Origin of the sequence: Diaphorobacter sp. JS3051, assembly GCF_015832135.1 — a bacterium.
Classification (GTDB): Bacteria; Pseudomonadota; Gammaproteobacteria; order Burkholderiales; family Burkholderiaceae_C; genus Diaphorobacter; species Diaphorobacter nitroreducens.
Genome location: NZ_CP065406.1, coordinates 2,519,317 through 2,540,665, shown reverse-complemented (window position 1 = coordinate 2,540,665; position 21,349 = coordinate 2,519,317). Strand labels below are relative to the sequence as shown.

Annotated in this window: 19 protein-coding genes and 1 pseudogene; 16 read left to right on the top strand and 4 right to left on the bottom strand. The window is 70.0% G+C overall.

What is annotated here, in order from left to right:
* Window positions 1–62: 62 nt before the first annotated feature.
* Window positions 63–836: a ferredoxin--NADP reductase gene (locus I3K84_RS12245; RefSeq protein ID WP_196994612.1), complete on the bottom strand. Its 774-nt coding sequence runs from the start codon at window positions 834–836 to the stop codon at window positions 63–65.
* Between the two features lie 259 nt (window positions 837–1,095).
* Here I3K84_RS12245 and I3K84_RS12240 point away from each other — a divergent pair, with 259 nt between their 5' ends.
* The 4 genes from I3K84_RS12240 to I3K84_RS12225 all read left to right on the top strand — a co-directional run bounded on the left by I3K84_RS12240 (window position 1,096) and on the right by I3K84_RS12225 (window position 5,854).
* Window positions 1,096–2,283 carry an ABC transporter substrate-binding protein gene (locus I3K84_RS12240; RefSeq protein ID WP_196994611.1) on the top strand — a complete coding sequence of 396 codons (1,188 nt, stop codon included), beginning with the start codon at window positions 1,096–1,098 and terminating at the stop codon, window positions 2,281–2,283.
* 132 nt (window positions 2,284–2,415) lie between these two features.
* A complete protein-coding gene (locus tag I3K84_RS12235) occupies window positions 2,416–4,323 on the top strand; it encodes an ABC transporter permease (protein WP_196994610.1) in 1,908 nt (635 codons plus the stop codon).
* A complete protein-coding gene (locus I3K84_RS12230) occupies window positions 4,320–5,078 on the top strand; it encodes an ABC transporter ATP-binding protein (protein ID WP_196994609.1) in 759 nt (252 codons plus the stop codon). Before I3K84_RS12235 ends, I3K84_RS12230 begins: the two co-directional genes overlap by 4 nt.
* Entirely contained in the window at window positions 5,075–5,854 is a 780-nt protein-coding gene (locus I3K84_RS12225; protein WP_011803626.1) for an ABC transporter ATP-binding protein, read from the top strand. The genes I3K84_RS12230 and I3K84_RS12225 overlap by 4 nt, the downstream gene beginning before the upstream one ends.
* A gap of 30 nt (window positions 5,855–5,884) precedes the next feature.
* Here the strand turns inward: I3K84_RS12225 and I3K84_RS12220 are convergent, their stop codons facing one another.
* Window positions 5,885–6,802: a LysR family transcriptional regulator gene (locus I3K84_RS12220; RefSeq protein ID WP_196994608.1), complete on the bottom strand. Its 918-nt coding sequence runs from the start codon at window positions 6,800–6,802 to the stop codon at window positions 5,885–5,887.
* Window positions 6,803–6,910: 108 nt separating this feature from the next.
* On the opposite strand from I3K84_RS12220, the gene I3K84_RS12215 reads away from it, so the two are divergent.
* On the top strand, window positions 6,911–7,720 hold the full coding sequence (locus I3K84_RS12215) for an SDR family NAD(P)-dependent oxidoreductase (protein WP_196994607.1): 810 nt from the start codon (window positions 6,911–6,913) through the stop codon (window positions 7,718–7,720).
* A gap of 122 nt (window positions 7,721–7,842) precedes the next feature.
* Here I3K84_RS12215 and I3K84_RS12210 read toward each other — a convergent pair.
* Window positions 7,843–9,566: pseudogene (locus tag I3K84_RS12210) on the bottom strand (methyl-accepting chemotaxis protein).
* 45 nt (window positions 9,567–9,611) lie between these two features.
* Window positions 9,612–11,150, bottom strand: a complete 1,539-nt coding sequence (locus I3K84_RS12205; protein WP_196994606.1) for a YifB family Mg chelatase-like AAA ATPase — start codon at window positions 11,148–11,150, stop codon at window positions 9,612–9,614.
* Window positions 11,151–11,368: 218 nt separating this feature from the next.
* Between I3K84_RS12205 and I3K84_RS12200 the strand changes: the two genes are divergently transcribed.
* The 11 genes from I3K84_RS12200 (at window position 11,369) to I3K84_RS12150 (ending at window position 21,090) form a co-directional block, all read left to right on the top strand.
* Window positions 11,369–12,100 (top strand): TorF family putative porin, encoded by a 732-nt coding sequence (locus tag I3K84_RS12200; RefSeq protein WP_047350190.1) that lies wholly within the window; start codon window positions 11,369–11,371, stop codon window positions 12,098–12,100.
* Between the two features lie 20 nt (window positions 12,101–12,120).
* On the top strand, window positions 12,121–12,459 hold the full coding sequence (gene glnK, locus I3K84_RS12195) for a P-II family nitrogen regulator (protein ID WP_011803632.1): 339 nt from the start codon (window positions 12,121–12,123) through the stop codon (window positions 12,457–12,459).
* 46 nt (window positions 12,460–12,505) lie between these two features.
* Window positions 12,506–13,933, top strand: coding sequence for an ammonium transporter (locus tag I3K84_RS12190; protein ID WP_196994605.1), 1,428 nt, complete (start codon window positions 12,506–12,508; stop codon window positions 13,931–13,933).
* Between the two features lie 139 nt (window positions 13,934–14,072).
* Window positions 14,073–15,023: an SMP-30/gluconolactonase/LRE family protein gene (locus I3K84_RS12185; RefSeq protein ID WP_196994604.1), complete on the top strand. Its 951-nt coding sequence runs from the start codon at window positions 14,073–14,075 to the stop codon at window positions 15,021–15,023.
* A gap of 103 nt (window positions 15,024–15,126) precedes the next feature.
* On the top strand, window positions 15,127–16,236 hold the full coding sequence (gene glcE, locus I3K84_RS12180) for a glycolate oxidase subunit GlcE (protein WP_196994603.1): 1,110 nt from the start codon (window positions 15,127–15,129) through the stop codon (window positions 16,234–16,236).
* Between the two features lie 2 nt (window positions 16,237–16,238).
* The gene (locus tag I3K84_RS12175) at window positions 16,239–17,036 is read left to right on the top strand and encodes a YoaK family protein (protein WP_103736859.1); all 798 of its coding nucleotides are present in this window, start codon (window positions 16,239–16,241) and stop codon (window positions 17,034–17,036) included.
* Between the two features lie 26 nt (window positions 17,037–17,062).
* Window positions 17,063–18,301: a glycolate oxidase subunit GlcF gene (glcF, locus tag I3K84_RS12170; RefSeq protein ID WP_196994602.1), complete on the top strand. Its 1,239-nt coding sequence runs from the start codon at window positions 17,063–17,065 to the stop codon at window positions 18,299–18,301.
* 61 nt (window positions 18,302–18,362) lie between these two features.
* Window positions 18,363–19,232, top strand: coding sequence for a ProQ/FINO family protein (locus I3K84_RS12165; protein WP_196994601.1), 870 nt, complete (start codon window positions 18,363–18,365; stop codon window positions 19,230–19,232).
* 99 nt (window positions 19,233–19,331) lie between these two features.
* Entirely contained in the window at window positions 19,332–19,721 is a 390-nt protein-coding gene (locus I3K84_RS12160) for a VOC family protein (protein ID WP_231403316.1), read from the top strand.
* 92 nt (window positions 19,722–19,813) lie between these two features.
* Window positions 19,814–20,284 (top strand): GyrI-like domain-containing protein, encoded by a 471-nt coding sequence (locus I3K84_RS12155; protein ID WP_047350197.1) that lies wholly within the window; start codon window positions 19,814–19,816, stop codon window positions 20,282–20,284.
* A gap of 77 nt (window positions 20,285–20,361) precedes the next feature.
* Window positions 20,362–21,090 carry a YafY family protein gene (locus tag I3K84_RS12150; protein WP_196994599.1) on the top strand — a complete coding sequence of 243 codons (729 nt, stop codon included), beginning with the start codon at window positions 20,362–20,364 and terminating at the stop codon, window positions 21,088–21,090.
* Window positions 21,091–21,349 lie beyond the last annotated feature (259 nt).

Here is a 21,349-nt window from a genome sequence, read left to right as displayed (position 1 = left end):
TGTGGGTAAGCGCCAATAGCTCCTATTTTGATAGCAAATCGACGCGGCGAGGGCCGCGTGCGTCACTTCTCCACGAAGGCGCGCTCGATCACGAAGTCGCCGGGGCGCGTGGTGTTGCCTTCCTCGAAGTCGCGCTTTTCCAGCAGTTCCTTGAGCGAGGCCAGCATCTCCGGGCTGCCGCAGAGCATCACGCGGTCGTCCAGCGGGTTGAGTTCGGGCAGGCCCAGGTCGGCGGCCAGCTTGCCGCTGTCGATCAGGTCGGGCATGCGGCCCTGGTTGCGGAAAGGCTCGCGCGTGACCGTGGGGTAGTACTTGAGCTGCTTGGTGATCAGCTCGCCCAGGAACTCATGCTGGGGCAGTTCCTTGGTGATGTAGTCGTGGTAGGCCAGCTCGGCCACCTGGCGCACGCCGTGGATCAGGATCACCTGCTCGAACTTCTCGTACGTCTCGGGGTCGCGGATCACGCTCAGGAACGGCGCCAGGCCCGTGCCCGTGGACATCAGGTACAGCCGCTTGGCGGGCAGCAGGTAGTCGATGAGCAGCGTGCCCGTGGGCTTCTTGCCCACGATGATGGAGTCGCCCACCTGGATGTGCTGCAGGCGCGAGGTCAGCGGGCCGTCCGGCACCTTGATGGAGAGGAACTCCAGGTGCTCCTCGTAGTTGGCGCTGACGATGCTGTAGGCGCGCAGCAGCGGCTTGCCGTCCACCTTCAGGCCGATCATGGTGAAGTGGCCGTTGGAGAACCGCAGCGCCGGGTCACGCGTGGTGGTGAAGGAGAACAGGCGGTCGGTCCAGTGGTGTACGGTCAGTACACGCTCTTCGTGAAATGCGCTCATGGATGGGTGCCAGAAAAATGAACGAAAACAGGGCGAACGGGAGCCGTGGGGGCAGGGCCGGTGGCGTTAGTGTCGCGGCTTTGATATGCGCTCTCGGCATAAGCCGACATTTGCGCTGTGTCCACGGCACCCGTCAAGCATCGCGTGCGGGCGTTGGCTGCCCCCTGCCATGCGGGCAAACCCGCACATTGTCGGGCAAACTCGTGGCAGCGGTACAGTTGCGTTGCCCGGAAGCTGACCTGTGGCAAAGGATTCGACCATGCACAAGCCCTTCACCCCCCTGCTCGTCCTGCTGTTTGCCGGTGGCGCCTATGCGCAGGGGGCCTACACGATCGGGGAGATCAACAGCTACAAGGCCCAGCCCGCCTTCCTGGAGCCCTACAAGAAGGGCATGGAACTGGCGGTCGAGCAGATCAATGCGGCTGGCGGCATCCAGGGCAAGCAACTGCGGCTGGTCACGCGCGACGACAACGCCACCCCCGGCGACGCGGTGCGCGCGGCCGAGGAACTGATCGCGCGCGAGAAGGTGGATGTGCTCATGGGCAGCTTCCTGTCGCACGTGGGCCTGGCGCTGACCGACTTCGCGCAGCAGAAGAAGCGCTTCTTCCTGGCGGCCGAACCGCTCACCGACAAGATCGTGTGGGAGCACGGCAACCGCTACACCTTCCGCCTGCGCCCCTCCACCTACATGCAGGTGGCCATGCTGGTGCCCGAAGCCGTGGCGCTGAAGAAAAAGCGCTGGGCCATCGTCTACCCCAACTACGAGTACGGCCAGTCGGCCGTGGCCACCTTCAAGCAGCTGCTCAAGGCCGCGCAGCCGGACGTGGAGTTCGTTGCCGAGCAGGCCACGCCGCTGGGCAAGGTGGACGCCGGCAGCGTGGCGCAGGCGCTGGAAGACGCCAAGCCCGATGCGATCTTCAACGTGCTGTTCGCCGCCGACCTCGCCAAATTCGTGCGCGAGGGCAACACCCGCGGGCTGTTCGCGGGCCGCAGCGTGGTGAGCCTGCTGTCGGGCGAGCCGGAATACCTGGACACGCTCAAGAGCGAGACGCCCGAGGGCTGGATCGTCACCGGCTACCCCTGGTATGCCATCCAGACCCCCGAGCACAAGGCCTTTCTGGACGCCTACATGAAGCGTTTCAAGGACTACCCGCGCGCGGGCTCGGTGGTGGGCTACAACGCCGTCCAGTCGGTTGCGGCGGGGCTGGCCAAGGCCGGATCGGCCGACACCGAGAAACTCATCACCGCCTTCCGCGGCCTGCAGGTGGCCACGCCGTTCGGTCCCATCACCTACCGCACGCAGGACCACCAATCCACCATGGGTGCCTACGTGGGCAAGACCGCGCTGCGCATGGGCAAGGGTGTGATGGTGGACTTCACCTACCGCGACGGCGCCAGGTACCAGCCCAGCGACGCCGAGGTGAAGCGGCTGCGCAAGGACGAGTGACCGCCGGACTCTGCGCCGGCGCCCTTCCCTTGGGGGACCGCGCGGCCGCTACCGCGGGGCGACCCGGGCGCGACGGCTGCGGGCTTCAACCGCGCGGGCTGCGGTGGCCCTGTGCGGCATTGGACGACTGACATGGATGTTTCGGGGCTGCTGGCCCAACTGCTCAATGGCCTGGCGGGCGCTTCCACGTTGTTCCTCGTGGCGGCGGGGCTGTCGCTGATCTTTGGGGTGATGCGCATCGTCAACTTCGCGCACGGCTCGTTCTACATGCTGGGCCTGTACCTGGCCTATGCCCTGGTGGAGCGTCTGGGCGAGGCCCTCGGCTTCTGGCCTGCGCTGCTGTTGGCTCCGCTGGCCGTGGGCCTGCTGGGCGCGGCGGTGGAGGTGCTGCTGCTGCGCCGCATCTACCGCGCACCCGAACTGTTGCAGCTGCTGGCCACCTTCGCCTTGGTGCTGGTGTTCAAGGACGCGGCGCTGTGGCTCTGGGGGCCGCAGGAGCTGTTCGGCCCGCGCGCGCCGGGCCTGGAGGGCGCGGTGGACCTGCTGGGCCGGCGCTTCCCGGCCTACGACCTGTTCCTGATGGCCGTGGGGCCGCTGGTGCTGGTGCTGCTCACGCTGCTGCTCACGCGCACGCGCTGGGGCACGCTGGTGCGCGCCGCCACGCAGGACCGTGAGATGGTCGGTGCGCTGGGCGTGAACCAGGCCTGGCTGTTCACCAGCGTGTTCGCGCTGGGGGCCCTGCTGGCAGGCCTGGGCGGCGCGCTGCAGCTGCCGCGCGAGCCTGCCAGCCTGGAGCTGGACATGCTCACCATCGGCGCCGCCTTCGTGGTGGTGGTGGTGGGCGGCATGGGCTCGCTGCCCGGCGCGTTCGTGGCGGCGTTGGTGATTGTCGAGCTCAAGGCCGTGTGCATCTGGCTGGGCGTGGTCGAGGTCGCGGGGGTGGAGGTGGCCTTTCCCCAGCTCACGCTGGTGGTGGAATTCCTGGTGATGGCGGCCGTGCTCATCTGGCGGCCCTGGGGCCTGATGGGCCGCCCGCAGGCCGTGGCGCGTGGCGTGGGCACGCCCGAGGCGCCGCTGCGCCAGGCGGGGCAGGGTGCCACGGCCGCCTGGTGCGCGCTGGTGCTGGGCCTGGCGCTGCTGCCGCTGGCGGTGGAGCCGGGCAGCTACGCCACCGTGCTGTTGACCGACATCGCGATTGCCGCGCTGTTCGCCGCCAGCCTGCATTGCATCCTGGGGCCGGGCGGGCTGCATTCGTTTGGCCATGCGGCGTACTTCGGCCTGGGCGCCTACGGCGCGGCGCTGCTGGTGCGCTGGCTGGACTGGCCCATGGGCACGGCGCTGCTGCTGGGGCCGCTGGTGGCGGCTGCTGGTGCGCTGGTGTACGGCTGGTTCTGCGTGCGCCTGTCGGGCGTGTCGCTCACCATGCTGACGCTGGCGTTCGCACAGATCACCTGGGCCATCGCCTACCAGTGGGACGGGTTCACCGGCGGCAGCAACGGCATCACCGGCGTGTGGCCGCCGCAGTGGGCCGCGCAGGGCGCGGGCTTCTACTGGCTGGTGCTGGCGCTGGCCGTGGCGGGCATCTACCTGCTGCGGCGCATGCTGTTTGCGCCGTTGGGCTGGGCGCTGCGCGCGGCGCGCGACTCGGCGCTGCGGGCCGACGCCATTGGCATCGACGTGCGCGGCGTGCAGTGGGCCGCCTTCGTGGCGGCGGGGCTGCTGGCCGGTCTGGCGGGGGCGCTGTACGTGTTTTCCAAAGGCAGCGTGGCGCCCGATGCGCTGGGCGTGTCGCGCTCGGTGGACGGGCTGGTGATGGTGCTGCTGGGCGGCATGCAGCAGCTGGCCGGGCCGGTGGTGGGTGCGGGCGTGTTCACCTGGCTGCACGACACCGTGGCGCGCAGTACTGGATACTGGCGCGCGCTGCTGGGCGGCATCATGCTGCTGCTGGTGCTGCTGTTTCCTCAAGGGATTTCGGGGTTTGCGCAGATGTGGCAAGCGCGAACAGCTATCAAAAACAAAGCGCAGGAGGGCGCGCCATGAGCCTGCTGCAGGTCCAGGGGCTGCGCAAGTCCTTCGGCGGCGTGCAGGCCGTGCAGGGCGTGTCGTTCGCGCTGCAGGCCGGCGAGCTGCTGGCGCTGATCGGCCCCAACGGCGCGGGCAAGAGCACCACCTTCAACCTGGTGGGCGGGCAGCTCCTGCCCGATGCGGGGTGCGTGCTGCTGCAGGGGCAGGACATCACCGGCCTGGCGCCGCGCGCCGTCTGGCGGCGCGGAGTGGGGCGCACCTTCCAGATCGCGCAGACCTTTGCCAGCTTCACCGTGCTGCAGAACGTGCAGATGGCGCTGCTGTCGCACGACCGGCACGCCTGGCGCTGGTGGCGCCGTGCCGATGCGCACCGCCCGCAGGATGCGCTGGCGCTGCTGGAGCAGGTGGGCATGGCTGCCCAGGCGCAGCGCCCGTGCAGCGCGCTGGCCTACGGCGACGTCAAGCGCGTGGAGCTGGCCATGGCGCTGGCGCACGCCCCGGCGCTGCTGCTCATGGACGAGCCCACCGCCGGCATGGCGCCGGCCGAGCGTTTGGCGCTCATGCAGCTGGTGCAGCGCATCGCGCGCGAACGGCACATGGGCGTGCTGTTCACCGAGCACAGCATGGACGTGGTCTTCGGCCTGGCCGACCGCGTGGCCGTGCTGGTGCGCGGCCAGCTGCTGGCCGAGGGCACGCCGCAGCAGATCCAGGACGACGCGCGGGTGCAGGCCGCCTACCTGGGCACGGGGCTGGCACTGGAGTCGGCATGACGAATCAAAACGATAGCGCCTTGCACTTGCCCAGCAAAGTTCTAGAAGCAAAAACACCCTTGCTGGAGGTGGCAGACCTGCACGCCTGGTACGGCGCGGCCCACATCCTGCACGGCGTATCGCTGAGCGTGGGGCACGGCGAGGTGGTGGCCCTGATGGGGCGCAACGGCGCGGGCAAGTCCACCACGCTCAAGGGCATTGCCGGCCTGCTGGAGCGGCGCAGCGGGCGCATCGAATTCCTGGGCCAGCGCATCGACCGCCAGCCGCCGCACGCCATCGCGCGGCGCGGCCTGGGCTACGTGCCGGAGGACCGGCGCATCTTCACCGACCTCACGGTACTGGAGAACCTGGAAGTGGGCCGTCAGAAGCCGCGCCACTGGCCGGACGGCACGCCCGCGCCGCTGTGGACGCCCGAGCGGCTGTTCACGCTGTTCCCCAACCTGGGCGAAATGCCCGACCGCCCCGGCGGGCGCATGAGCGGCGGAGAGCAGCAGATGCTGACCGTGGCGCGCACCCTCATGGGCCAGCCGCTGCTGGTGCTGCTGGACGAGCCCTCGGAGGGCGTGGCGCCGGTCATCGTGCAGCAGATGGCGCGCACCATCCGCGCGCTGAAGGCGCAGGGCATCGGCATCCTGCTGAGCGAACAGAACCTGCCCTTCGCCGAGGCCGTGGCCGACCGCGCCTGCGTGCTGGAGCAGGGCCGCATCGTGTACAGCGCCGGCATGGCGCAGCTGGCGGGCGACGCCGCGGCGCGGCGGCAGTACCTGGGCGTGTAGCGGCCCAGGGACACGTGGGGGCCAGGCCGTTCAGGCGGCGGCCACCTGCGCCAGATGCTCCGCCACCACCTGCGCCAGCCAGTCCATCACCGTGCGCACGCGCCGCGGCAGGTTGCGGCGGTTGGCGTACATCAGCGTGAGCGGCATCGGCGGGGCGGCCAGTTGCGGCAGCACTTCGACCAGATCGCCGCGCGCCAGCAGGTCCACCACGCCCAGATGCGGCACCTGGATCAGGCCCAGCCCCGCCAGGCAGCCGGCCATGTAGGCCTCGGCATTGTTCACCGTGAGGGCGCCCTGCATGGGGGTGAGCACGAGTGCGCCATCCACCACGGCCTCGAAGCCTGCAGAGCGGGCGCCCAGCGTGTTCACGAAATGCACCAGCCGGTGGCCCGGCAGGTCGGCGAGCGAGCGTGGCGTGCCATGCGCGCGCAGATAGGCCGGGCTGGCGCAGTTGACCAGCCGCGCCAGCCCCAGCGGGCGCGCGACCAGGCTGCTGTCCACCACGGCGCCCGTGCGCAGCACGCAGTCGAAGCCCTCGCGCACCACGTCCACGCGGCGCTCGGTGCTGCTCAGCTCCACCTCCAGACCGGGGTGGCGCGCCAGCAGTTCGGGCAGGCGGGGCACCACCACGTTGCGCGCCATGCCGGTGGACATGTCGATGCGCACGCGTCCTTTCAGGCCGGCGCCGTCGGCCTGCTGGAACATGGACTGCAGCTCGTCCACGTCGGCCAGCAGGTCCTTGCACCGCTCGTAATAGGCCTGCCCGTCCTGCGTGAGCTGGACGCGCCGGGTGGTGCGGTGCAGCAGGCGCGTGCCAAGCTGGGTTTCGAGCTGCTGCACGGCGGTGGAGGCGCTGGCCTTGGGAATGCCCAGCGCTTCGGCGGCCTGCGTGAAGCTGGCCAGCTCGGCCACGCGGACGAAGATGTGCATGCGGTCAAACGGGCTCATTGTTCGTATCAAAAGAACGATGCGATCAATTTTCAGTGATTTATGGATGCAGCGCGGATCAATAGAGTCCGCTCACTGCTTCTCACTCCTCACTGAAAGGTTCCCGCCATGAGCCACGCCGCATCTTCTTCCTCCTCTACGGCCACCGCCGGCATGGCCGCCCGCCCGGCCATCGCCCTCATCACCGGCGGCAGCCGGGGACTGGGCCGCAATGCCGCGTTGCACGTGGCGCGGTCCGGCACCGATGTGATCCTGACCTACCGCAGCCAGGCCGCCGAGGCGCAGGCCGTCGTCGCAGAGATCGAGGCCCTCGGCCGCCGCGCCGTGGCGCTGCCCCTGGACGTGGCGGCCAGCGCCACCTTTACCGCTTTCGCAGGCCAGGTGCGCGACCTGCTGGCGCGGCACTGGCAGCGCGAGCGCTTCGACTTCCTCGTGAACAACGCGGGCGTGGGCGTGTATGCCAGCTTCATGGAAACCACCGAGGCGCAGTTCGACGACATGGTCAACATCCACCTCAAGGGCGTGTTTTTCCTCACACAGAAGCTGCTGCCGCTGATGAACGACGGCGGGCGCATCCTGAACGTGTCGTCGGGCCTGGCGCGGTTCGCGCTACCGGGCTACGCGGCCTATGCGGCGATGAAGGGCGGGGTGGAGGTGCTGACGCGCTACCTGGCCAAGGAACTGGGCGCCCGCGGCATTGCCGTGAACGTGGTGGCGCCTGGCGCGATCGAGACGGATTTTGGCGGCGGCGCCGTGCGCGACAACGCGCAGCTCAACGCCTTCATCGCCGGCCAGACCGCGCTGGGCCGCGTGGGCCTGCCGGACGACATCGGTGGCGTGATCGCTGCGCTGCTGCAGCCGGGCACGGGTTGGGTGAATGCGCAGCGCATCGAGGCATCGGGCGGCATGTTCGTCTGACGCCCGGGGCTGCGCCTGTTTGCTTTACTGCATTTTTGGGCTGTAGCGCTTGTTGAATCAGCGCTAACAGCTATAAATAACGTAGCAAAACGCGGCGGGTGGGGCATCCCCGCCCGGGGCGCTCAGAAGGCTTCCCAATCGTCGTCGCTGTGGCGCGCGGCGGCCGGGGCCGCCTTGGCCGCTGCCGGCGGGCGGGTGGGCGCCGCCAGCGTGCGCGCTGCTGCGGGGGGCTTGGTCGTTGTGGCCGGTGCGGGCCGGCGGAAGGGGGCGGGCGCTGCCGTTGCCGTTGCCGTCTGGGCGGCCTGCAGGCCTTCCACGCGGAACACGCTCACTGCCTGGGCCAACTGGCCAGCCTGGGCCTTGAGCGAGCCCGTGGCGGCGGTGGCTTCCTCCACCAGTGCGGCGTTCTGCTGCGTGACCTGGTCCATCTGCGTGATGGCCTGGTGCACCTGCTCGATGCCCGCGCTCTGCTCCTGGCTGGCGGCGGTGATCTCGGCCACCAGGTCGCTCACGCGCTGCACGCTCTGCACGATGGCGTCCATGGTGCGGCCGGCTTCCTCGACCTGGTGGGAGCCTTCCTCCACCTTGGCGACCGAGTCGCCGATCAGGCCCTTGATGTCCTTGGCGGCAGCCGCGCTGCGCTGTGCCAGTGCGCGCACCTCGCCGGCCACCACGGCAAAGCCGCGGCCCTGCTCGCCGGCGCGTGCGGCCTCCACCGCGGCATTCAGCGCCAGGATGTTGGTCTGGAAGGCGATCGAGTCGATCACGCCGATGATGTCGCTGATCTTGCGGCTGCTGGCGTTGATGGCGCCCATGGTCTGCACCACGCCGGCCACCACCTGGCCGCCCTGCGTGGCCGTCTGCGCGGCGGAGGATGCCAACTGGTTGGCCTGACGCGCGTTGTCGGCGTTCTGGCGCACGGTGCTGGTCAGCTGCTCCATCGAGGCGGCGGTTTCCTGCAGCGAGCTGGCCTGCTCCTCGGTGCGCGAGGACAGGTCCTGGTTGCCTGCGTCGAGCTGGCTGGACGCCGTGGCGATGCCGTCGGTGCCCGAGCGCACGCGCGCCACCACCTGCGACAGGCTGGCGTTCATCTCCTGCAGCGCCTGCAGCAGCTGGCCGGTCTCGTCGCGCGAGTCGACCTGCACGCGGCTGGTGAGGTCGTTGGCCGCCACGGCGCGCGCCACCTGCACGGCCTGCGCCAGCGGCCGCGTGATGCCGCGTGTGAGCCACCATGCGCACAGGGCGCCTGCGCCCAGGCCGAGCACGCCCAGCACGATCAGCCACAGCCGGCTTTGCCCATAGGTGACATTGATCCCCTGCGCCGTGGCGTCGATGCGGGCGCGTTGCATGTCCAGCAGGCGCTGGATCAGCGCCACGTACTGGTCGGTGGCGGGCAGGTACACCTGGGTGAGCAGGCGTTCGGCCTCCTCCAGCTGGCCCTCGGCCTTGGCCTTCACGGCCTGGTCGCGCGAGGACAGGTAGGTCACGCGCGCCTTCTGGATGTCGGCCCACAGGGCCTTTTCCTCGTCGCTGGTGAGCAGTGTTTCGATACGCTTTTGCAGCTCGGCCGATTCGCGCGTGGAGGTGGCGGTGTCCGCCGCGAAGAACTGGCCGAGCGAGGGGTCCGTGCTCTTGACGATGGCCGAGGTGCGCCGCGCCGCGCTGTACACGTAGCGGTACCAGTCGCTGATCATGCGCTCCACCGCCAGGGGTTGCTGCGTCATCTCGTTGGTGGCTTGCGCCACGGTCTGCAGGCGCCATACGCCAAAGGCCGTCATCAGGGCCATCAGCAGCAGGACAGGGCGAAGCCGCCTCCCAGGCGGGTGCCGATGCTGAGGTTTTTCATAGGATCTTCAGGAGGATTCAAACAAGGAAGGGCAGCGGTGGCGCGTCACGCCGGTGCGCGCAGGACGCGCCGGTATTGCACGGCTTCGGCCACATGGGCGGCGCCCACGGTCTCGCAGCCCGATAGATCGGCAATAGTACGTGCAACCTTGAGGGCCCGGTGCGTGCTGCGCGCCGACCACGCCAGGCGCGCCGCCGCGGCCTGCAGGAACCGCGCGGCCGCGGTGTCCAGCGCCGCCATCTGTTCCAGCTCCTGGCCCTGCAATGCCTGGTTGGCCTTGCCCTGGCGCTGGAGCGCTCGTTCGTGCGCGCGGGCCACGCGTTCGCGCACGGCGCCGCTGGGTTCGCCGGGCGGGGCGCCCAGCAGTTCCTCGGGCGGCAGCGCGGGCACCTCCACATGCAGGTCGATGCGGTCCAGCAGCGGGCCGCTGAGCTTGCCCTGGTAGCGCGCGATCTGGTCGGGTGTGCAGCGGCAGGCGCGCTGGTGCGAGCCCGCAAAACCACAGGGGCAGGGGTTCATGGCCGCCACGAGCTGAAAGCGCGCCGGGAACTCGGCGCGCTGCGCCGCCCGGGCAATGGTGATGCGCCCGCTCTCCAGCGGCTCGCGCAGCGCCTCCAGGGCGCTGCGGGCGAATTCGGGGAATTCATCGAGGAACAGCACGCCTTCGTGCGCGAGCGAGATCTCGCCCGGGCGCGGCGGCGAGCCCCCACCCACCAGCGCGATCGCGCTGCAGCTGTGGTGCGGGCTGGCTGTGGTGCGCTGCATCCACTGCGCGGGGCTGAAGCGCCCCGCCAGGCTGGCAATGGCCGCGCTCTCCAGCGCTTGCTCCACCCCCATCGGGGGCAGCAGCCCGGCAAAACGCTGGGCCAGCATGGACTTGCCCGAGCCCGGGGGCCCCACGAGCAGCAGCCCGTGCCCGCCTGCGGCAGCGATCTCCAGTGCGCGCTTGGCCGCGGCCTGCCCCTTCACGTCGGCCAGGTCCGGGCCATCGGTGGCCGGGGCCGGCGGCGCGGGTTGCAGCCGCTGCCAACCGCCGTCGTCCGCGCCATCATCGTTCGGCGGGGGCACGGGCACGAACTGGCGTACCACGTCCAACAGGTGGTGCGCGCGGTAGATCTCGGTGCCCGGCACCAGCGCAGCTTCTTCGGCGCTGCCGGGGGGAAGCACCGTGCGTACGGGCTGCGCCAGCGCGCGCAGCGCCAAGCTGGTCGCCAGGGCGCCGCGCACCGGGCGCAGCAGGCCCGACAGCGATAGCTCGCCGGCGAACTCCCAGCCGTCCAACCGGGCCGCGTCGATCTGCCCGCTCGCGGCCAGGATGCCCAGCGCGATCGGCAGGTCGAAGCGGCCGGAGTCCTTGGGCAGATCGGCCGGCGCCAGGTTCACGGTGATCTTCTTGTTGGCCGGGAATTCCAGCCCGGCGTTCTGCAGCGCGGAGCGCACGCGCTCGCGCGCCTCCTTGACCTCGACATCGGCCAGGCCCACCAGCGCGAAGCTGGGCAACCCGTTGGCCAGGTGTACTTCCACCGTAACGGCGGGCGCGTGCAGGCCCAGCAGGGCGCGGCTTTGCACCAAAGCAAGACTCATCGCAACGGATCTCCCCAGGCATGTGCGTGCAACCATGGCGACGGGATGCGCAAGAGGGCAGCCCTGCACCAGGCTGGTGCGAAATGCGCCGGGCTGCAACCCCTGTGACTGCACGTATGTCTCAGGATGGTACCCGGCAGGCCGTCGCGGGGCGGATTTCGGGGTGGCACGGTCCATGCATTGAGGGGTGTCAACCGTCGCCCAACACTGGAGGAACCATGCACCGCTTTTCCCTCAAGACCCTGACCCTCGCTTTTGCGGCCGTCGCCGTACCGGGCCTTGCCAGCGCCCAGCTCACTGCCAATGTGTCGCTGACCAGCAACTACAAGTTCCGCGGCCAGGACCAGGACGTGAACCGCATCAAGGCCGTGAACCCGGCCATCCAGGGCGGGTTCGACTACAGCTTTGGCGACAGCGGCTTCTATGTGGGCAACTGGAACTCCAGCGTGGACTGGCTGTCCGGCAACTCCATCGAGGCCGACTTCTACGGCGGCTACAAATTCAAGGCCGGCGAGGTGGACCTGGATGTGGGCGCGCTCACGTATGTGTACCCGGGCAACACCAGCGGCAACACCACCGAGCTGTACGGTGCGGCCACGTACGGCCCGTTCACGGCCAAGTACTCGCACACCGTGTCCAAGGATTACTTCGGCTGGGCGGGCGCCAAGACCTCCAGCAACCGCGGGCGCAACACGGGCTACCTGAACCTGGCGTTTGCGCAGGAGGTTGCGCCCAGCGTCACGCTGAAGGCGTCCGTGGGCTACACGCGCTTTGCCAGCGACATCAAGGATCTGGGCGTGCCCAATTACGTGGACTACAGCGTGGGCGGCGCCTACGACTTCGGCGCCGGCCTGTCATTGTCCGCGGCGGTTGCCGGAGCCAACAAGAAGGGCTTCTTCGGCGATGCCAACAAGGCCCGCCTGATCGTCTCCCTCACCAAGACCCTTTAACTCTCGACAAGGAACCGATCATGAAAATGGTCACCGCCATCATCAAACCCTTCAAGCTCGACGAGGTGCGCGAGTCCCTGTCGGACATCGGCGTGCAGGGCATCACCGTGACCGAGGTGAAGGGCTTCGGCCGCCAGAAGGGCCATACCGAGCTGTACCGCGGCGCCGAGTACGTCGTGGACTTCCTGCCCAAGGTGAAGATCGAGGCCGCCGTGGCCGACGAGCTGGTGGAACGCGTCATCGAGGCCATCGAAGGCGCGGCCCGCACCGGCAAGATCGGCGACGGCAAGATCTTCGTGGCGCACCTGGAACAGGTGGTGCGCATTCGCACCGGCGAGACCGGCCAGGAAGCCCTGTGAGCGCGCGCCGCACAGGCATTCGTCCCTCCCGACCCAGAGATCTGCCATGAAAAAACTATTTGCTTCCCTACTGATCGGTGCAAGCCTGCTGGCCGGTGGCGCCGGCGCGCTGGCCCAGACACCCGACGCGGCCGCGGCGGCTTCGGAGCCCGTGGCCGTCGCCCCCGCGCCTGCGCCCGCTGCCGAGCCCGTCGCAGCACCTGCTGCGGCACCCGCACCCGCGGCAGCGGCAGCGGCGCCCGCCGCGCCCAAGGTGGACTCGGGCGACACCGCCTGGATGCTGACCTCCACGCTGCTCGTGATCCTGATGATCATCCCGGGCCTGGCCTTGTTCTACGGGGGGCTGGGCCGCACCAAGAACATGCTGTCCGTGCTGATGCAGGTGTTCGTGATCTTCGCCCTGGTGTCGCTGCTGTGGTCCATCTACGGCTACAGCCTCGCGTTCTCCGGCGAGGGCCAATTCGTGGGCGACCTGTCCAAGCTCTTCCTGAAGGGCGTGAGCCAGGAAACCTTTGGTGCGCTGGCGACCATTCCCGAATACGTGTTCATCGCCTTCCAGGGCACGTTCGCGGCCATCACCGTGGCGCTGGTCGTGGGCTCCTTTGCGGAACGCATGCGTTTTGCGGCCGTGCTCATCTTCGCGCTGCTGTGGTTCACCTTCAGCTACGTGCCCATGGCCCACATCGTGTGGGGTGGCGGCCTGCTGGCGGCCGACGGCGCGCTCGATTTTGCGGGCGGCACCGTGGTGCACATCAATGCCGGTATCGCGGGCCTGGTGGGTGCCTACATGGTGGGCAAGCGTATCGGCTTTGGCAAAGAGGCCTTCACCCCGCACAGCCTGACGCTGACCATGGTGGGCGCCTCGCTGCTGTGGGTGGGCTGGTTCGGCTTCAACGCCGGCTCTGCCGGTGCCGCCAACGCTGCTGCCGGTCTGGCCTTCGTGAACACCGTGCTGGCCACTTCGGCTGCCACGCTGTCGTGGATTGCCGGCGAAGCGCTGCACAAGGGCAAGGCTTCCATGCTGGGCGCGGCCTCGGGCGCGGTGGCCGGCCTGGTGGCGGTCACGCCCGCCGCGGGCTTCGTGGGCCCCATGGGCTCCATCGCGATCGGCCTGATCGCCGGCCTGGTCTGCCTGTGGGGTGTGGGCGGCCTGAAGAAGATGCTGAACGTGGACGACGCCTTCGACGTGTTCGGCGTGCATGGCGTGGGCGGCATCGTGGGCGCCATCCTCACCGGCGTGTTCGCGGCCCAGGGCCTGGGCGGCACCGGCGGCCTGACGCCCGACACCTTCAGCATGGGCGCGCAGGTGTGGGTGCAGGTCAAGAGCGTGCTGTTCACCATCGTGTGGTCGGGCGTGGTGTCCTTCATCGCCTACAAGGTCGCCGACCTGCTGGTGGGCCTGCGCGTGAGCGAGGAAGCCGAGCGCGAGGGCCTGGACATCACCTCCCACGGCGAGACGGCCTACCACCGCTGAGCGGCGTTGAACGGCGGGCGCCGCGTGGTGGCGCGGCGCCCCCGATGACAAGCGAGCAACTCCCTGTCCCTTTTTTGGGCCCGCCCTTGGCGGGCCTTTTCTTTGGGCGGCGCGCAGGCCCGCGGCCAATAATGCCTGCATGAACACTGCCTGGACGCCCCTGGCCGCCGCGCCCGCGCAACTCGGCGAATCTCCTTTCTGGCACCCCCTGGAGTCCCGTCTGTACTGGGTGGACATCGCTGGCCGCGCGCTGTGGCGCAGCGGCGTGCACGGGAGCGATGCGCAATGCTGGCCCCTGCCGGCCGAGCCCGGCTGCATCGCGCCGGCGCGCCAAGGGGGCACACCCGCAGGCCTGGTGGTGGCGCTGCGCGACCGCATCTGCCACGCGCCGCGCTGGGGCGGGCCGCTCCTCACGCTGGCGCACTTGCCCATCGACCCGGCGACCGAGCGTGCCAACGACGGCAAGTGCGACGCGCTCGGGCGCCTGTGGGTGGGTACGGTGCATGAGCCCGCCCAGGGCCCGCGCCAGCCCGTCGCTGCGCTGTACTGCATCGACCTGCGCGGCCGGGACCAGGACAGCCCCGATGCTCCCACGGTGCGCCGCATGCTGGACGGCGTGGCCACCGCCAACGGACTGGCCTGGTCGCCGGACGGGCGCACGCTGTATTGGAGCGACACGCCCTCGCACACCATCCGCGCGTGGGACTGCAACGCCCAGTTGGAGCCCATCGGGGCGCCGCGTGTGTTGCACCGCTTTGCGGCGCGCGATGAGGCAGTCCCCTATGGCGGCCGCCCGGACGGTGCCGCTGTGGATGCCGAAGGCGCCTACTGGTGCGCGCTGTACGAGGGCGCGCGCGTGCTGCGCTTGTCGCCGCGCGGCGAGGTGCTGGCCGAGCTGCCCACGCCGCTGTCCTGCCCCACCATGCCCTGCGTCGGTGGGCCGGACGGGCACACGCTGTTCGTCACCTCTGCACGCAAGGGCCGCAGTGCCGATGAGCTGGCGCGCTGGCCCCAGTCGGGGCGGGTGCTGTCCACCCGCGTGGCCGTGGCGGGGTTGCCCGTGGCCTGGTGCGAGATCGGCCAGCGCTGACCCCTGCGGCGCGCACGGCTGCCAGCGCCATTCACGCCGCGCGTTCAAAAAAATCAAACCTGCGTCCCGGCCGGCCGAAAGGGCAGGGCAGTACCATCGCCGGATGGACGCAGCCCTTCGCCAGATCATCGACCGCGTGCGCGACAGCGCAGACCGCCGCAGCGCCGTGCGCATCTGCGGCGGAGGCACCAAAGACTTCCATGGCCCGGGCGCGCCGCAGCATGCTGGCGAGCCGCTGGACATGCGGCCCCTGGCCGGCGTCGTGAGCTACGAGCCCAGCGAACTGGTGGTGACCGCGCTGGCCGGCACGCCGCTGGCGGAGTTGGAGGCGCTGCTCGCGCGCCATGGCCAGAGCCTGCCGTTTGAGCCGCCACGCTTTGCCGAAGGCGGCACCGTGGGGGGCATGGTGGCGGCCGGCCTGTCGGGCCCGGCGCGCGCCAGCGTGGGCGCGGTGCGCGACTACGTGCTGGGCGTGGAGATCATCAACGGGCGCGGCGAGCTGCTGCGCTTTGGCGGCCAGGTGATGAAGAACGTGGCGGGCTATGACGTCTCGCGCCTCATGGCCGGGGCCTGGGGGCAGCTCGGCGTGATCACCGAGGTCAGCCTGAAGGTGCTGCCGGTGCCGCCGGCCGAGGCCACGCTGCGCTTTGACTGCGACCAGGCCGAGGCGCTGCGCCGCCTCAACGCCTGGGGCGGCCAGCCGCTGCCGCTCAACGCCAGCTGCTGGGTCGAGGATGCGGGCCGCGGCCAGCTCTACGTGCGCCTGCGTGGCGCCCAGGCGGCGGTGCAGGCCGCCTGCCGCAGCATGGGAGGTGAGTTGCAAGACGCTCCCACCGTGCCTAACGACTGGCAGGCTTGCCGCGACCAGCGCCTGCCCTGGTTCGCCGCGCGCGCGGCGAACCATGCGCTGTGGCGCCTGTCGGTTCCCCAGACCGCGCCCGTGCTGGCATTGCCCGCGGGCGTAGCGCCGCCGCTGGTGGAGTGGCACGGCGGCCTGCGCTGGGTGCAGGCGCTGCCGCAGCACGGCGATGCACTGCACGCACTGGCCGCCGAGGTGGGGGGCAGTGCTTCTCTATTCATAGCTGCTAGCGCAGATGGGATAAGCGCTAGAGCCGTTTTTGATGCAAATTCTGCGGCGCTCGCTGCGATCCACCAGCGGCTCAAGCAGGCGTTCGACCCGGCCGGCATCTTCAACCCCGGGCGCCTCGTCTAGCCATGCGGCTGCTGCGCCACCTGACCGGGCAGCACCGCACCACGGTCACCAACCGCACGCTGGGCCTGCTGCTGGCGTTCAACGCGGGGGCGATCAACGCGGGGGGCTTTCTGGTCGTACACATGTACACCTCGCACATGACGGGCTTCCTTTCGCTGGTGGCCGACAACCTGGTGCTGGGCAACATGACGCTGGTGCTCAGCGCCATCGGCACGCTGTGGGCGTTCATGTCGGGCGCGGGCTCCACGGCCATCCTCGTCAATTGGGCGCGCCACCAGCACCTGCGCAGCGGCTTTGCGCTGCCGCTCTTGCTGGAGGCGGTGCTGATGCTGCTGTTCGGCCTGATGGGGGCCATCACGCTGGGCTGGCGCACGCCGTTCGCCGTGCCGCTCACGGTGCTGCTGCTGGCCTACATCATGGGGCTGCAGAACGCGGTGGTGACCAAGATGTCTTCGGCCCAGATCCGCACCACGCACATGACGGGCATCGTCACCGACCTTGGCATCGAGATGGGCAAGGCCCTGTACTGGAACCGCAGCGGCACGCCGCGCGAGTCGCAGGTGCATGCCAACAAGACGCGCCTGCGCATGTTCGCCAGCCTGCTGGGCATGTTCACCGCCGGCGGCGTGGTCGGTGCGGCGGGCTTCAAGTACGTGGGCTTCATCTGGGTGGTGCCGCTCGCGTCCATCCTGCTGGCGCTGTCGCTGCCCCCCCTCGCCGCCGACCGCCAGCGCCTGGCCCAGCTGTGGCGCGCGCGCCGCGCCCCCGCACCCGCCGAAGACGCCCCCGCGCGCCGCTAACCCCTCCACGATCTCCACGACACACCATGCAGACCCAGCTCGCACCCCAGTACCAGGGCACGCCCGAAGGGCAGGAGGCCGAGGCCATCCTGCGCAAATGCGTGCACTGCGGCTTTTGCACTGCCACCTGCCCCACCTACCAGTTGCTGGGCGATGAGCTGGACGGCCCGCGCGGGCGCATCTACCTCATCAAGCAGGTGCTGGAAGGGGCCGAGCCCACGCGCAAGACGCAGTTGCACCTGGACCGGTGCCTGACCTGCCGCAACTGCGAGAGCACCTGCCCGAGCGGCGTGCAGTACGGGCATCTGGTGGACATCGGCCGGCGCATCGTCGAGGAAAAGGTGCCGCGCCCGCGCGGCGAGGCGGCGGCCCGCTGGATGCTCAAGGAAGGCTTGCCATCGCCGCTCTTTGCCCCGGCAATGAAGGTGGGCCAGGCCGTGCGCGGCCTGCTGCCCGAGCGCCTGCGCGCCAAGGTGCCGCCGCGCCAGGACGCGGGCGCCTGGCCCACGCGCAGCCATGCGCGCAAGGTGCTGCTGCTGGAGGGCTGCGTGCAGCCGTCGATGGCGCCCAACATCAACAGCGCCACGGCACGCGTGCTGGATGCTGCAGGCATACAGACCGTGGTGGCGCGCGAGGCGGGCTGCTGCGGCGCGGTCAAGTTCCACCTGAACGATCAGGAAGGGGGCCTCGCCCAGATGCGCGCCAACATCGACGCCTGGTGGCCCTACGTGGAACGCGGCGAGGTGGAGGCCATCGTCATGAATGCCTCGGGCTGCGGCGTCACCGTGAAGGAATACGGCCACCTGCTGCGCAACGACGCGCAGTACGCCGAGAAGGCGGCGCGGGTGAGCGCCCTCACGCGCGATCTGTCGGAACTGCTGCCCGATCTGGTGGAGCGTCTGCGCGGGCGCATCCAGCCTCCCGCGGCCCCGCTGGCCTACCACCCGCCCTGCACCCTGCAGCACGGGCAGAAGCTGCGCGGCGGCGTGGAGCGGCACCTGGCGGCGCTGGGCTTCGAGCTGCGCGTGGCGCGCACCGAGTCGCACCTGTGCTGCGGCTCGGCCGGCACCTACTCGGTGCTCAACCCGGAACTGTCGTACCAGCTGCGCGACCGCAAGCTGGGCGCGCTGGGCGAGGCCTTCACCGAGCAGCCGCCTGCGGCCATCCTCTCGGCCAACATGGGCTGCATCACCCACCTGCAAAGCGGCACGGGCATTCCCGTGAAGCACTGGGTGGAGGTGCTGGATGCCGCATTGCTGGCATGATGACGGGTTTTGACCGCCGCGCGGGGCGGGCTTTCGGGGCCCGGCCGCGCGCTTTCGAGCCATGAACGACACCGTGAACGCACCCGCTCCGATCCACGAAGAAGGCGTGCCACCCATCGCCGCTGCGGTCCCCGCGGCCGAAGGCCATGCGACACCGGAGAGCCCCGCGTCGGCCAGCCCGGCACCTGCCGCTGACAGCGGCGCCGCACGCGCGCCCAGGGCCAATCGCCGCGGCGGCCGTGGCCGCGCGGGGGGGCGGCGTGAGCCGGGAGCGCAGGCCACAGGCGATGCGCCCCAGGCCGGCGCCAAGGGCGGCCCCGCGGCGGGTGCACCCCGCCGTACGCATCCGCTGCTGGAGCAGTTGGCGGGCTGGTATCCGCACTTGTTCGGTGCGCAGTTCCTGCCGCTCAAGCGCGGCATCTTCCAGGACCTGCTGGCCGCGCATGGGCAAGCCATCGACAAGGACGCGCTCAAGCTCGCCCTCTCCATCCACACGCGGTCCACGCGCTATCTGAATGCGGTGGCCCAGGGCATGAAGCGCCACGACCTGCAGGGCCAGCCCGTGGAGGACATGGCGCCCGAGCATGTGCACCACGCGCTGCTGGAGGTGTTCCGCCGGCGCAAGCCGCAGGACGGCGAGGACCTGACGGCCAAGCTGCGCCGGCGCATTGCCCAGGCGTTCGAGGCCAGCGGCCTCACGCGCGAGGCCTATGACGCGCTGGTGCGCGGCCGCGACGAGAAGGCCAACGCCCTGCTCGATGAAGCCTTTGCCGAGGTGGCCGAGCGCGATGCCAAGGCCGAGGCGCTGCTGCGTGCCTTCGAGGCCAGCGGCCAGACCCCCGAGGCCTTTGCCGACATGTACGGCCTGCCCGCTCGGCAGGCTGCGCAGATGCTCGAGCGGGCACGCCAGCGCCGCGCACCGGGCGCCTGAGCGCGGCGCGAGGGGTGGTGACAGGCTGCTGACACGACGCTGTCAGCAGCTTCCCCGCAGCATGGAGTCCTTCGCAACATGCTTTCAAGGAGCCCCTCCATGACCGTCCCCTCATCCAGCCAGGCCATCAACTGGTTCGAGATTCCGTGCGCCGATCTCGGCCGTGCGCAGTCCTTTTACGAGCGCATGCTGGACCGGCCCATGCGCCGCGAAGACTTCGGCAGCGAACCCATGGCCCTGTTCTCCAAGGACGATCCCGCGACGGGCGGCTGCCTGGTGGCGGGCCCGCAGCGCCGCGCGGCGCCTGACGCGGGCGTGCGCATCTACCTGGACTGCGAGCCCAGCGTGGAGGCGGCTTTGGCCCGTGTAGTGCCTGCCGGTGGCCAGGTCGTGGATGCCTGCACGCAGCTGCCCCAGGGCATGGGGTACATCGCCCACGTGCGCGATACCGAGGGCAACACCATCGGCCTGCACGCCATGGCGCGCTGAGGCGCCGGCTCGCACACCCTGCTGACACCCCGTTGTCAGCAGGGTGGCGGCAGCATCGGCGCGTTCTTGGATTCCGTTCAGGAGAGATTTCCATGATCCCAATCACCGTCCAGGTGCCGGCGTTCAGCGTGGCGGGCGTTGCCGTGCGCACCTGCAACCGAGACGAGGCCCAGCCCGAACGGGCGCGCATAGGCGCACTGTGGGACCAGTTCTTCACCGAAAGCTGGGCGCGCCAGTTGCCCGGCCCCGGGGCCGACGGGCGCCTCTACGGCGTCTACAGTGCCTATGAGTCCGATCAGCATGGCGCCTTCGACGTGACGGCCGGCGTGTCGGCCGCCGTGCAGGCCGATCCGCCGGTGGGCGCGGCCCGCATCGAGGTGCAGCCGGGCAGCTATCTGGTGTTCCACTGCGAGGGACCCATGCCGCAGATGGTGCTCGACGCCTGGGCCGCCGCGTGGCGCTACTTCGAGGAACATCCGGAGGTGCGGCGCCGCTTCGACACCGACTTCGAATGCTACGAGGGGCCGGAGTGCGTCGCCCTGCACATCGGCGTGCTGCTCTGAGTGCAGGCCCGGGCGCTGTCCTGCCTGGCACCCGGCACCGTACCATGCGGACCATTCCTTCCGTGGCCTGAGATTCCATGCGCCGTGCCGACCGCCTGTTCCAGATCGTCCAGCTCATCCGGGGCCGGCGCCTGTCCACGGCCGCCTTTCTCGCCGGGCGGCTGGAAGTGTCGCTGCGCACCATTTACCGCGACGTGGCCGACCTGCAGCACCAGGGCATACCCATTGAAGGCGAGGCCGGCGTGGGCTACCGCCTGGGCGCGGGATTCGAGCTGCCGCCGCTGATGTTCAGCCAGGGCGAGGCCAACGCCCTCGTGGCCGCCGCGCGGCTTGCGCAGACCTGGGTCGATGGCGGCATGGCGCGCGAGATCGAGGGTGCGCTTGGCAAGATCCTCTCGGTGCTGCCGCCCGCCGCGCGCGCGGCGGCCGAGGCGCAAGCGCTCTACGCGCCGGGCTCGGGGCTGGATACGCTCGCCCAGGCCGCGCTGCAGGCGCTGCGCGAGGCCGTGCAGTCCTGCCACGTGGTGCGGCTTGACTACGCCGACGTGCAGGGCCGGCCCAGCCTGCGGCGCGTGCGGCCGCTGGGCTGCTTCTACTGGGGCAAGGTGTGGACGCTGTCGGCCTGGTGCGAACTGCGCGATGACTTCCGGGGCTTTCGCATCGACCGCATCGCGGCCTTCGAGGTGCTGGACGAGCGCTTCCGCCAGGAGCCCGGCAAGACCCTGGCCGACCTGCTGCGCCAGGTCGAGGCCCGGATGCGTCACTGCCCGGCCGAGGGGCTGGACGGCGCCGCGTTCTCCTCCTGACCTTTTTTGCTCCTCCGCTGCGGGGATGGATTGCCATGGGCCGTCCTGACCGCCGGCCGCAGTCCGGCGCCGGGCCTGCGCGCGCGCTGCAAACCTGTCCCCCCACGGCGTACCCACGCAGCATGGCACGGTGAGAGCCGCGGGCCGTAGCCCGCTTGCTGCCTTGGCTGGTCTTGGCAGGCCCGGAGGCCGGTATCGGGGCTGTACTTGCCGCGGCCTTTGTGGAGCGTGTATGTCGCGCCGGACCGCTTGTGAAAAC

Coding starts and splice junctions, on each gene's coding strand:
- I3K84_RS12245 (WP_196994612.1), bottom strand. CDS start 836: ATGAGCGCATTTCACGAAGAGCGTGTACTGACCGTACACCACTGGACC.
- I3K84_RS12240 (WP_196994611.1), top strand. CDS start 1,096: ATGCACAAGCCCTTCACCCCCCTGCTCGTCCTGCTGTTTGCCGGTGGC.
- I3K84_RS12235 (WP_196994610.1), top strand. CDS start 2,416: ATGGATGTTTCGGGGCTGCTGGCCCAACTGCTCAATGGCCTGGCGGGC.
- I3K84_RS12230 (WP_196994609.1), top strand. CDS start 4,320: ATGAGCCTGCTGCAGGTCCAGGGGCTGCGCAAGTCCTTCGGCGGCGTG.
- I3K84_RS12225 (WP_011803626.1), top strand. CDS start 5,075: ATGACGAATCAAAACGATAGCGCCTTGCACTTGCCCAGCAAAGTTCTA.
- I3K84_RS12220 (WP_196994608.1), bottom strand. CDS start 6,802: ATGAGCCCGTTTGACCGCATGCACATCTTCGTCCGCGTGGCCGAGCTG.
- I3K84_RS12215 (WP_196994607.1), top strand. CDS start 6,911: ATGAGCCACGCCGCATCTTCTTCCTCCTCTACGGCCACCGCCGGCATG.
- I3K84_RS12205 (WP_196994606.1), bottom strand. CDS start 11,150: ATGAGTCTTGCTTTGGTGCAAAGCCGCGCCCTGCTGGGCCTGCACGCG.
- I3K84_RS12200 (WP_047350190.1), top strand. CDS start 11,369: ATGCACCGCTTTTCCCTCAAGACCCTGACCCTCGCTTTTGCGGCCGTC.
- glnK (WP_011803632.1), top strand. CDS start 12,121: ATGAAAATGGTCACCGCCATCATCAAACCCTTCAAGCTCGACGAGGTG.
- I3K84_RS12190 (WP_196994605.1), top strand. CDS start 12,506: ATGAAAAAACTATTTGCTTCCCTACTGATCGGTGCAAGCCTGCTGGCC.
- I3K84_RS12185 (WP_196994604.1), top strand. CDS start 14,073: ATGAACACTGCCTGGACGCCCCTGGCCGCCGCGCCCGCGCAACTCGGC.
- glcE (WP_196994603.1), top strand. CDS start 15,127: ATGGACGCAGCCCTTCGCCAGATCATCGACCGCGTGCGCGACAGCGCA.
- I3K84_RS12175 (WP_103736859.1), top strand. CDS start 16,239: ATGCGGCTGCTGCGCCACCTGACCGGGCAGCACCGCACCACGGTCACC.
- glcF (WP_196994602.1), top strand. CDS start 17,063: ATGCAGACCCAGCTCGCACCCCAGTACCAGGGCACGCCCGAAGGGCAG.
- I3K84_RS12165 (WP_196994601.1), top strand. CDS start 18,363: ATGAACGACACCGTGAACGCACCCGCTCCGATCCACGAAGAAGGCGTG.
- I3K84_RS12160 (WP_231403316.1), top strand. CDS start 19,332: ATGACCGTCCCCTCATCCAGCCAGGCCATCAACTGGTTCGAGATTCCG.
- I3K84_RS12155 (WP_047350197.1), top strand. CDS start 19,814: ATGATCCCAATCACCGTCCAGGTGCCGGCGTTCAGCGTGGCGGGCGTT.
- I3K84_RS12150 (WP_196994599.1), top strand. CDS start 20,362: ATGCGCCGTGCCGACCGCCTGTTCCAGATCGTCCAGCTCATCCGGGGC.